Source organism: Enterobacter cloacae complex sp. IR5412 (assembly GCF_049237385.1).
Taxonomy (GTDB): Bacteria; Pseudomonadota; Gammaproteobacteria; order Enterobacterales; family Enterobacteriaceae; genus Enterobacter; species Enterobacter intestinihominis.
Genome location: NZ_JBMKHQ010000002.1, coordinates 103,502 through 113,044 on the forward strand (window position 1 = coordinate 103,502; position 9,543 = coordinate 113,044).

The 9,543-nt window shown below is 51.3% G+C and carries 20 protein-coding genes; 19 read left to right on the forward strand and 1 reads right to left on the reverse strand.

Annotated features, from left to right (window positions below; translation table 11 throughout):
- The first annotated feature begins 16 nt into the window (after nucleotides 1-16).
- A complete protein-coding gene (locus ACOTX2_RS03910; protein WP_023303585.1) occupies nucleotides 17-727 on the forward strand; it encodes a LexA family protein in 711 nt (236 codons plus the stop codon).
- Nucleotides 728-792: 65 nt separating this feature from the next.
- Nucleotides 793-1,698, forward strand: a complete 906-nt coding sequence (locus tag ACOTX2_RS03915) for a hypothetical protein (protein ID WP_032619410.1) — start codon at nucleotides 793-795, stop codon at nucleotides 1,696-1,698.
- Between the two features lie 39 nt (nucleotides 1,699-1,737).
- Here ACOTX2_RS03915 and ACOTX2_RS03920 read toward each other — a convergent pair whose 3' ends face one another.
- Nucleotides 1,738-1,935 carry a hypothetical protein gene (locus tag ACOTX2_RS03920; RefSeq protein ID WP_063843731.1) on the reverse strand — a complete coding sequence of 66 codons (198 nt, stop codon included), beginning with the start codon at nucleotides 1,933-1,935 and terminating at the stop codon, nucleotides 1,738-1,740.
- 334 nt (nucleotides 1,936-2,269) lie between these two features.
- On the opposite strand from ACOTX2_RS03920, the gene ACOTX2_RS03925 reads away from it, so the two are divergent.
- The 17 genes from ACOTX2_RS03925 to ACOTX2_RS04005 all read left to right on the forward strand — a co-directional run bounded on the left by ACOTX2_RS03925 (nucleotide 2,270) and on the right by ACOTX2_RS04005 (nucleotide 9,536).
- The gene (locus ACOTX2_RS03925) at nucleotides 2,270-2,812 is read left to right on the forward strand and encodes an HNH endonuclease (protein WP_058687947.1); all 543 of its coding nucleotides are present in this window, start codon (nucleotides 2,270-2,272) and stop codon (nucleotides 2,810-2,812) included.
- 558 nt (nucleotides 2,813-3,370) lie between these two features.
- Entirely contained in the window at nucleotides 3,371-3,529 is a 159-nt protein-coding gene (locus ACOTX2_RS03930) for a hypothetical protein (protein ID WP_063843729.1), read from the forward strand.
- The gene (locus ACOTX2_RS03935) at nucleotides 3,526-3,738 is read left to right on the forward strand and encodes a cell division protein FtsZ (protein WP_063843728.1); all 213 of its coding nucleotides are present in this window, start codon (nucleotides 3,526-3,528) and stop codon (nucleotides 3,736-3,738) included. Before ACOTX2_RS03930 ends, ACOTX2_RS03935 begins: the two co-directional genes overlap by 4 nt.
- A 10-nt stretch (nucleotides 3,739-3,748) precedes the next feature.
- Entirely contained in the window at nucleotides 3,749-4,183 is a 435-nt protein-coding gene (locus ACOTX2_RS03940; protein ID WP_074174033.1) for a zinc-finger-containing protein, read from the forward strand.
- A 72-nt stretch (nucleotides 4,184-4,255) separates the two neighbouring features.
- Nucleotides 4,256-4,540 (forward strand): host nuclease inhibitor GamL, encoded by a 285-nt coding sequence (gene gamL / locus ACOTX2_RS03945; protein ID WP_063843727.1) that lies wholly within the window; start codon nucleotides 4,256-4,258, stop codon nucleotides 4,538-4,540.
- Between the two features lie 18 nt (nucleotides 4,541-4,558).
- Nucleotides 4,559-5,305: a phage recombination protein Bet gene (gene bet / locus ACOTX2_RS03950; RefSeq protein WP_063843726.1), complete on the forward strand. Its 747-nt coding sequence runs from the start codon at nucleotides 4,559-4,561 to the stop codon at nucleotides 5,303-5,305.
- Entirely contained in the window at nucleotides 5,302-5,919 is a 618-nt protein-coding gene (locus ACOTX2_RS03955; RefSeq protein ID WP_063843725.1) for a lambda exonuclease family protein, read from the forward strand. Before bet ends, ACOTX2_RS03955 begins: the two co-directional genes overlap by 4 nt.
- On the forward strand, nucleotides 5,916-6,344 hold the full coding sequence (locus tag ACOTX2_RS03960) for a regulator (RefSeq protein WP_421625880.1): 429 nt from the start codon (nucleotides 5,916-5,918) through the stop codon (nucleotides 6,342-6,344). The genes ACOTX2_RS03955 and ACOTX2_RS03960 overlap by 4 nt, the downstream gene beginning before the upstream one ends.
- Nucleotides 6,341-6,508, forward strand: coding sequence for a hypothetical protein (locus ACOTX2_RS03965; protein ID WP_164972929.1), 168 nt, complete (start codon nucleotides 6,341-6,343; stop codon nucleotides 6,506-6,508). The genes ACOTX2_RS03960 and ACOTX2_RS03965 overlap by 4 nt, the downstream gene beginning before the upstream one ends.
- Nucleotides 6,505-7,056 (forward strand): phage N-6-adenine-methyltransferase, encoded by a 552-nt coding sequence (locus ACOTX2_RS03970; RefSeq protein WP_048248676.1) that lies wholly within the window; start codon nucleotides 6,505-6,507, stop codon nucleotides 7,054-7,056. Before ACOTX2_RS03965 ends, ACOTX2_RS03970 begins: the two co-directional genes overlap by 4 nt.
- A complete protein-coding gene (locus ACOTX2_RS03975) occupies nucleotides 7,053-7,271 on the forward strand; it encodes a hypothetical protein (RefSeq protein WP_063151917.1) in 219 nt (72 codons plus the stop codon). The genes ACOTX2_RS03970 and ACOTX2_RS03975 overlap by 4 nt, the downstream gene beginning before the upstream one ends.
- Complete coding sequence (locus ACOTX2_RS03980) at nucleotides 7,268-7,783, forward strand: HNH endonuclease (RefSeq protein ID WP_063860683.1); 516 nt, start codon at nucleotides 7,268-7,270, stop codon at nucleotides 7,781-7,783. Before ACOTX2_RS03975 ends, ACOTX2_RS03980 begins: the two co-directional genes overlap by 4 nt.
- On the forward strand, nucleotides 7,767-8,084 hold the full coding sequence (locus tag ACOTX2_RS03985; protein WP_421625881.1) for a hypothetical protein: 318 nt from the start codon (nucleotides 7,767-7,769) through the stop codon (nucleotides 8,082-8,084). The genes ACOTX2_RS03980 and ACOTX2_RS03985 overlap by 17 nt, the downstream gene beginning before the upstream one ends.
- Nucleotides 8,081-8,272: a DUF1382 family protein gene (locus tag ACOTX2_RS03990; RefSeq protein ID WP_058660838.1), complete on the forward strand. Its 192-nt coding sequence runs from the start codon at nucleotides 8,081-8,083 to the stop codon at nucleotides 8,270-8,272. Before ACOTX2_RS03985 ends, ACOTX2_RS03990 begins: the two co-directional genes overlap by 4 nt.
- A 91-nt stretch (nucleotides 8,273-8,363) precedes the next feature.
- A complete protein-coding gene (locus ACOTX2_RS03995; protein WP_063843718.1) occupies nucleotides 8,364-8,585 on the forward strand; it encodes a TraR/DksA family transcriptional regulator in 222 nt (73 codons plus the stop codon).
- The gene (locus ACOTX2_RS04000; protein WP_421625882.1) at nucleotides 8,582-9,319 is read left to right on the forward strand and encodes a hypothetical protein; all 738 of its coding nucleotides are present in this window, start codon (nucleotides 8,582-8,584) and stop codon (nucleotides 9,317-9,319) included. The genes ACOTX2_RS03995 and ACOTX2_RS04000 overlap by 4 nt, the downstream gene beginning before the upstream one ends.
- On the forward strand, nucleotides 9,297-9,536 hold the full coding sequence (locus ACOTX2_RS04005) for a DUF4222 domain-containing protein (RefSeq protein ID WP_421625883.1): 240 nt from the start codon (nucleotides 9,297-9,299) through the stop codon (nucleotides 9,534-9,536). Before ACOTX2_RS04000 ends, ACOTX2_RS04005 begins: the two co-directional genes overlap by 23 nt.
- Nucleotides 9,537-9,543 lie beyond the last annotated feature (7 nt).

Here is a 9,543-nt window from a genome sequence, read left to right on the forward strand (position 1 = left end):
GTATTAATATCTGAAAATGGAAAAGAAAAAGATCCTCACCCCCGCTCAAGTGGCTGATTCAAAGCGTTTAAAAGCCCTTTACGAAGCGAAGAAAAAAGAACTGGGTATTACTCAGCAATCCATTGCGGACGCGCTGGACATATCCCAGGGTGCCGTTGGCCATTATCTCAATGGAAGGAACGCTTTAAATACAGCGGTAGCATCGGTCTTTGCGAGGCTTCTTGGGATTAGTGTCTCTGATTTCAGCCCGTCACTTGCGAAGGATATCTCTGATATGAGCTCGGTGGCGTCGGAAAATACTTCTTTCGCAGGGCATTATTCACCTGGCTCAAAATATCCGGTGATTAGCAAAGTTCAGGCGGGCGCCTGGTGTGAAGCGGTTGAGCCGTACACCCTAAAGGATATAGACCTTTGGCTTGAATCAGATGCTCACATTCAAGGTGAGGCATTCTGGCTACAGGTAGATGGTGACTCAATGACAGCACCGGCGGGTCTTAGCATCCCAGAAGGAACCTTTGTCCTCTTCGATACTGGGCGCGAGGCAATCAACGGCAGTCTGGTAATAGCAAAGCTATCCGATTCGAACGAGGCAACATTTAAGAAGTTAGTGATCGACGGTGCGCAGAAGTACCTGAAGGGTTTAAATCCACAGTGGCCATTGGTAGCGGTGAATGGTAACTGTCGAATTATCGGTGTTGCTGTAGAGACGAAGATGCGGCTGGTCTGAATGGTTAGATCGTAGTTTTCTTTATCGGCCGATTCCTAATAAAAATCAAAGGAAATCAATAAGATATGGCGAATTTTGATGGTAGCGGATCCCTACACCAAATGCAGTTATTCCCTGTAGTCGAGGTTGTATCTGATGATATACCCATGGGGGTTCTTAATGATGGAACGCCATACTTAACCCTTTACGGCCTAGCTAAGCTTTGTGGCATTGATGACACGCCATTGAGGGTTTTCACATCCAACTGGGAAACAGAAAAAAATAAACCCAGAGGACAGAAAGTAGCATCATACTTGGCTGAGAAGGGATTCCATAATTTAGACCGCCTATATACAAGGGTGATGAACAGTTCAAACGTGGAGACTCATGCCTACCCGGATTATGTCTGCATGGCTGTTCTTCGCTACTATGCCCTCGATGCGACAAACTTCGACAGATCGGTAGCAATAGGTAACTTTGTTCGCCTAGCTGAATACACGCTTAAGCGGATGATCTATGAGAAATCAAACTATAATCCAAACGCCTCTATCGATGTCTCGTTCGAAAACTATCGGGCAAGAATTAAATTGAATGATCAGATACCTACAACTCACTTTGCTGTTTTCAGAGAAATAGCTGATATCGCAATGAATTTGATTGGTGGGGGATTCCCTATGGATGATACGACTTCCTTGGATGGAAGCGTTGGAAGCCACTGGGGTAAGTATTGGTCAGCCAATCGACTCTCTGAGCAATTTGGGGAAAGAGTGCAACATCCACACTTGTACCCTGATAACTACAGGCAATCAGCCGCTAATAAGTATATAACCGCCTGGATATACCCTATCGAGGCGTTAGGTATATTTAGAAAATGGCTCCACGATAATTATGCAATGGAAAAATTGCCTAACTATCTTGGTAATAAGAAGCTTAATAATGCTTCAGAGCTATTGGAGTCTATAAAAAAACCAGCACTACCCAATAGGCATTGAAAATATCACCACACTTGACCCGGCCACAGCACCGGGTTTTTATTGCCCTTTCCTCACTATCTCCGCAGCATCCCTGTTCACCTCCTTCCCTGTCACGTTTCCTGTTTCCTTCCGGTACTGCTCCAGCTTGTCGATGATGTTTTGCTGGGTCATAGGTAAATCTGCCAGTGACAACTCCATGACCGCCCGCCCCATCGCCTGAATTTTCATGCTTATACGCTCTTCATCCAGAACCATGCACATCCCTCCTGCTGTTTTTTTAAGCGTAGCACTGGTATTTACAAAAATAAAATCACATCAAATTCATACTCTTAGTATTAATCAAAGACTTATTAATACTGGCGGTATTGCTATATATTAATACCGCTAGTATTGTTAACCCATCGAAACGAAACATCGACAGCTGAGCGAAGTTAGCCAGCGGCGAAGTGGAGATTCGGTCAGTCGAACGGCGCGACAGTAAACCATGCGTCGGACCATAGGCGGGCTCAGGGAGAGCGGCAATTATGGCTAAACGATTTACCAGCATCTCTTTACGAGGGGCTGACGGTAAACAAACAGAGAGGTAATTATGCGGCCTGAGTTAAACCAAGAGTATCTCCGCACAATCCTAACTTACGATCCTGAAAGTGGTCATTTCAAATGGAACTTTAACAAAGGCGCTCGCAATAAATCTCCTTATGCGGGGACGCTAACCAGTTACGGGTACATCAAGATCCTGATCGACCAAAAGCAATACTTTGCTCACAGGCTCGCATGGCTTTATGTGCATGGGCACTGGCCTGAAGGTTTTATTGACCACATCAACGGCGATAAAGCTGACAACCGCCTCATTAACCTAAGAGAGGCTAAACGTGAAGAAAACTGCCGGAATGTTTCTCTTAAATCAACAAACACCAGTGGTTACGTTGGGATTTTCCTCGACAAGCGGAACGGTACATGGAGAGCCCAGATAACAGTTAGCAGAAAGCAAATCGTTCTTGGTTACTTCCATTCAAAAATTGAGGCGGTAAGGGCCTTTAATGCTGGCGCATCCCTTCATCATGGTGACTACGCAGTAAGAAAAATACAGCACAACGAAGAGATGCTCATGAAAGAGTTTGGGCATCTTTAGCATTTCTCCCGCATCAGCGGGTAACGACAGAGGGTAAGAGAATGGCGAGTAACAAAAAGCCGAATCACTCGGCAAAGGTTAAGTATTGGGCAGATGGCGTTACAGGTGAGTGCAGTGGTGGGATCGTAGGGTGTATCGAAATGCTTTTCTTCGCGCTGCCGAAGGATAAGCGTGAGGCTTGCCTGAAGCGATGCGAGGAGGCTCACAAGAGATGCTGTGAGCACGAAGAGAAGAAGAAAGCAGAACAAGCCGCCTAGTGCGGCTTTTTTCATAACTCAGTCGCTTCACCGAGGCGGCTTAGTTATGACAACCGGCGGCCATCCACCGCCCATTAGCGCAGAAGTCTTGTTTAACGTTCGGCGGCGCGGCCTTAAGCGCGGAGATGATTATGTCCAAACACTGTGAAAATTGCGGATGCGCAATCCGATCCGGATATTGCACAAACTGCCAGGAAGAAGCGTATATCGCGTTCGTTCAGGCTCCGGAGATGGAATTTAGTAAAGAGTTCTTACGTGAAGCATTCCGTCAGGACTCCGAATCAAATAGCCGGGAGACATCATGACAGTCACCCACAACGGCAAGCATTACACCGTCAAAAAGCTCAACGATAACGAGTGGCAGTTGACGTCGGTATCGGCACCGCGCGACAAACTGACGCTTAACCGCCAACAGATGAATATCGCTGGCCTCCTGAAACAGGTTGAGGTGAAGGCATGATTGGAATGCACTACGGCACCACCCCGCTCATTCGCCAGTGCGTCACGCCCGGCATGATGGCAATGCATGAAGGCCGCACTTATCGCGTCTCAGCAGTCATTCAGGAGCGAAAATGGGTATACCTGCACACCGATGCAGAAATCATCCGCCTCAATGACTGCGTGATTGACGTCCTTCTGGACGGTCACGGCAACCCAATCGTTCACTGAGGACGCTGATATGGAAATCAAAACGCCAGCCAACCCAAGCAAAAAGGCGACGGCCAGGGTAAAGAATCCTCTTCCCGCGCCAACCAGTTGCCACCTGTGCTCTGGTTCAGTGCGGATCGGCACTCATGGAGAAGTCTATGGGCGCGACTTCAGTGACTGGCCGTATGTATATCTTTGCGAATGCTGCGGAGCATACGTCGGACTTCATCCTTTCACTGCGATCCCGCTTGGGACTCTGGCAGACAAGCCAACCCGTGATGCCAGGAAGAACTGCAAGTCGCCATTTGAACGTATCTGGAAGTCGGGCGCCATGACTCGCACTGAAGCTTACCAATGGCTGGCTGGCAAGATGGGTATACCTGTTCATGAATGCCACTTCGGATGGTTCACCGTAGAGCAGTGCCAGACTGCAATGCATCACTGTAACGACTGGCTAAACCGCTAACCATCCTATTCAACCGATCGGCCTGGCTTTCTGCGGGCGGGATCTGCACATCCAAATTTCAGGAGTTCAGCCATGAACGCATACCTCACTTATGACCGTATCGAAGACCGGCGCTGGGTTGATCAGCAGCTCACCGACGAGAAAGAAAAGTGGATCGGCGACCGTGCACGGGAAATCATCGACATGATGCCAAAAGAACCGTCCGGCCTCTTCCACTTCACGATCCCGATTGACTCCAGCCCATACGAAGGACTTCGCAGCGATAAAGCTGGTGAGGCCTACAACGATTTCATTTCGGCAGTTGCTTACGCCCAGGCGGAATACGACTGGGAACACCGCACCGGCTGTCCGTTTTAATTTTTGAGGGGATTAACAATGAGTACTGCACTTTCCACCATGGCCGGGAAACTGGCCGCACGCCTCGGCATGGATGCCGGTACGGACCTGATGAATACGCTGAAGAACACAGCGTTCAAAGGCGGTAACGTCACCGACGAGCAGTTTACTGCCCTGCTGATCGTCGCCAACCAGTACGGCCTGAACCCATGGACCAAAGAGATTTACGCATTCCCAGATAAAGGCGGGATTGTCCCGGTCGTCGGCGTTGATGGATGGGCTCGCATTATCAACGAACATCCTCAGTTTGACGGCATGGAGTTCTCTTACGACAAAGAGGAAGGTGCGTGCACCTGCAAGATTTACCGCAAAGACCGCAAGCACCCGACAATCGTCACAGAGTACATGGGCGAGTGCAAACGCAACACTCAGCCATGGCAGTCCCACCCTACCCGCATGCTTCGCCACAAGACGCTAATCCAGTGCGCGCGTCTGGCCTTTGGTTTCGCTGGCATCTTCGACCAGGACGAGGCCGAGCGAGTGATTGAAGGAACAACGGCAGAGGTTCATGCGGGCCATGAATCAGATAGCCGCCGCCCGGAACTGATCGCAAAAGGTGAGTCCGCCGCGCGCCTTGGAACCGTTAAGTACCAGGAATTCTGGGTGGCGCTGAGCGCTGAAGAGAAACAGGTGATCGGCGCAGTTGAGAAGCGACGCATGTATGACTTGAGTCTTGCTGTCGACAACGCCGAACCTGTCAATGTCGCAGAGACGGAGGCTGAATGATGGAGCAACGCACCCCTGAATGGTTTGCTGCGCGCTGCGGCAAGGTCACAGCGAGTCGCCTGGCTGATGTCATGGCCCGGACTAAGTCGGGCTACTCTACCAGCCGCCAGAACTACATGGCCGAGCTGATTTGCCAACGGCTGACCGGGAAGCTGGAGGAAGGGTTTTCGAATGCCGCGATGATGCGCGGCACTGAACTTGAACCAGTGGCGCGCGAAATGTACGCGCTGAATGAGTTCGATGCGGAAATCACTGAAGTTGGACTCATCGATCACCCAACCATACCCGGATTCGCAGCCAGCCCGGACGGACTTGTTAACGACGACGGGCTTATCGAAATCAAATGCCCCAACACCTGGACCCATCTTGAAACGCTGAAAACTGGCGAGCCAAAGCGCCAGTACATGCTGCAAATGCATGCGCAGATGATGTGCACCGGGCGGAAATGGTGTGATTTCGTTAGTTTCGATGATCGCCTGCCGCCTGACCTCGCCTATTTCAAGAAGCGCATTCATTTCGATGAAGAGCTGGCGCGCGAAATCGAGTCTGATGTTAAGAGCTTCATTGCAGATCTGGAATCTGAAATTCAGAAAATCACAGAGCGTGCAGCATGAAACGCACACCCTTCTACCGCAGGCCCGGGCGAACCGGGCAATTCTCCGGCCTCCGTGAGCGCGTTATCTGGATGATTCAGACACGCGGGCGCCCGGTAACAGGCAGCGAAATCGCAGAGAAGTTTGGCGTAACGCTCATCGAATTTAACCGGGTCGCCAACGGCATTACCCGCGGCTCCGGACAGATAGCGCAGCTTGTTGAGTCGAAAAAATGGCTGAACGAAGACGGCATCTGTGACCGCACTTTCGACCTCGTAACGAAGCCGAAGGTCGTAACTCCGCAAGGTAAATCGCGCCTGTTCACCCGGCGCGCCATTGAGCAATCTCAGGAAGGTAGACGGCAGGAGTGCATAGCGCGTGCCGCCCGCCGTCGCCGCCTCATTGCCCAAGGCCTCTACATCGACGAAATGGAGTCAGTGCTATGAAAGCATGGTCCCTTGAAGAGCTGGCGCTACTGTGGCGGCACTCAAACGCTGAAGTCGCAGAGATTACCGGCCGCTGCATTGAAGAGGTCGGAGATAAGCGGCTGCAAACCAATATTGAACGTAATGGCTGGGATGTTAACGATCCGGAGCGGGAGGAATCATGACCGATTACACCGGAAGTAATACCCCAGCGGATCAGCGCGACCTCTGGCGCACTCCACCAGCCATCTTCGCCTCCCTTGATGCTGAGTTCTGCTTCCAGTTGGATGCCGCCGCAGCGTCGCATAACGCGCTGTGCCGGAAGTTCATCACCGCCGAGCAGAACACACTGGAAACGCCCTGGGCTGATTACCTGAATGTTCCCGGCTACGTCTGGCTGAACCCTCCATACAGCGACATCACTCCGTTCGTGAAAAAGGCCGCCACCGAGAGCGCCAATCAGATCGGCACGGTCATGCTGGTACCGGCAGACACTTCGGTTGGCTGGTTTAAGGAGGCTATTCAAACCGCCAGTGAGGTTCGCTTTATCACCGCCGGGCGACTGGCTTTTATCAACCCGGTCACCGGTAAGCCAGTATCGGGAAATAACAAAGGGTCGATGCTTATCATCTGGCGATCGTATCCGCGTACACACTGCCACTTCGCAACTGTGGACCGGGACGAGCTGATGACTTTCGGGGCGAAACTTCTCGCCCGCCGGGAGGCCGCATGACGCCAGAAACAGACAACGCCATCCGCGCCGCCTGCCGCCGCTGCACCGAGGAAATCCAGCAGGCCATGCGCAAGAAACCAAAGCCAAACTGGAACGAAACGGTGCCTCCCATCATCAACAAGCATCACAAGAAAATTGAAGCTCTGGGAGTTAGCCTCCTGGAGTTCGTCGTATACACAGGGCGCCTGAATAAAAGGTTTGGAGCTGAACAATGACCCTTACGCAAAACAGGTTAAAAGAAGTGCTTAGTTATGACCCCTCAACAGGGGTTTTTTATTGGCTAAACCCTACTGCTTACTGCATGCATCCAGGTGATGTCGCTGGGTTTGTAGATTACACAGGCTATGCCTACATAAAAGTAGACAAGGTCAAATATTCAGCACATCGCCTCGCATGGATTTACGTCTATGGACACTCACCAATTGAGCAGATCGACCACATTAACAATGTCAGATCGGATAACAGAATTGTTAATTTAAGACTGGCCACACGCTCTCAAAACATGATGAATCAACCAGCCAGAAAGGGCAGCATTTCAGGGGTTAAAGGAGTTAGCTGGGACAAAAAAATGCAAAGCTGGCGAGCAAGATGCCAAGCCAATGGTGAAAGGATAAACATTGGGTGGTTCGACTCAATAGAAGAAGCCGCAGAAAGTCTCAGAGTTTATAGACAGCAATACCACGGCGAATTTGCTAACCATGGAGATCATCATGACAACAGAAATTAAAGCCCTACCCGTCGAACGTGACCAATACGGCTACTGGACTCACCCGCTTTATGATGAATTTTGCGATGGTCGTGAATCTATCTCGCCAGCTGAATTTAACGCTTGGCTGGATAAGAACGGCCTTGAGTGGAAAGTGATTTACCGCGATGAAGATGAGGCTGATCCCGACTTGGACGGCTATGACATTTCAGCGTGGCAGCCAGAAACACCCGCCGGTGATGGTTGGTTTGTTGGATCAATTCACGATACGGAAGATGGCGCGGTCTGCATCTGGCTGCGCAAAGTTGGCGGTGCGACATGAACAGAGCCTCACCAGTTGATTTGAGGAAAAGCCTCGAAATTGCCAACAACCTCGCGCACATCGGGATTCGCTTTGTGCCGATCCCGGTGGCGACCGACGAAGAATTCCAGACGCTGGCCGCCGAGCTATCGCTACGGCTTGAGCGGATGGCAGTCGAAGCCGAGAAGAATGAAGGCGGTGCAACATGAAAGCACAAATCACCAGGTCGCTAAGTCGGCCTTTTTTATTGCTGGCGTTCGCCTTCAACAGAATTAACCGACAGTTCCGGGAGGACTGATCATGGCTGACATCATCGATACCGCAGCAGAGATTGAAGAGCTTCAGCGTAACGCTGCCCTTTCCGCTCACCGCATCGACCGCAACGCCGTATCAGCTGAGCGTTGTGAAGAATGCGACGAACCAATTCCCGAGCCGCGGCGCGCTGCCGTACCCGGTTGCAAGACGTGCGCGGAGTGCCAGGGTGTTATCGAATTGAGGAATAAGCAAAGGGGGATCCAGTGAAAGAGCGCGGAATGATTTTCAACGGCGAGATGGTGCGCGCCATCCTCGAAGGCCGGAAGACACAGACACGCAGGATCATGAAGGTACAGCCTGTCCTCAATGGTAGTTTTTATGAGGTATACGGTGCTGGATGGGTCAGGAGCATGAAATCTGTTCCTGCAATTCCAGGACACAGTCTTGCCAATAATTGTCCATTCGGCTTGGTTGGCGATCGCATCTGGGTACGGGAAACGTGGGGCGTAGTGAGTCATGAACTGGATGAAGACGGTCGCATTCAGCCATGGAGTCCTGATCGTCCTGCCACAGCCATTAACGAAATGCCGTTTGGTAATGGTTTCTACTCTGGTCACGCTATCTACGCAGCAGACGGGGATTTTACCTGGGGTGATGACGATGGCTATGAAGATGGCCGTTCGTGCTGGAAACCATCTATCCACATGCCTCGCGCAGCCTGTCGCATTCTGCTGGAGATTACCGGTGTACGGATTGAGCGCTTGAATGGCATCAGTGAAACGGATGCAGAAGCGGAAGGCATCGACATGGATGCACTTGCTGACTCACAGGACTGTTACGACTGCATTGCAGACCACAATATGACCGGAAGACCAACGGCAACAGGCGCATTTAAGTACCTGTGGGAATCAATCTACGGCGAGGAGAGTTGGAAGGCCAACCCATGGGTCTGGGTTATCGAATTTAAGGTGGTGCCCAATGTTCAGGATAATCCAGCCTAATACTTGGTACGCCGACATGTTTGGTGAACCCTGCAAAATCCTCCGCGCTACCCACGAAGTAGTCCACTACATCCGCAACGGCCGCACCTGCATTGCCAGCATGGGCCGCTTTCAGCACGAATTCGAACCGCTGACCAAAGCACAGGCCGAGCGGATCGCAGAAGAAATCGAAACAGCAGAACACCTGAAGAAGCTGCGCGCCCAGCGTGCTGCATGAGGAGAAA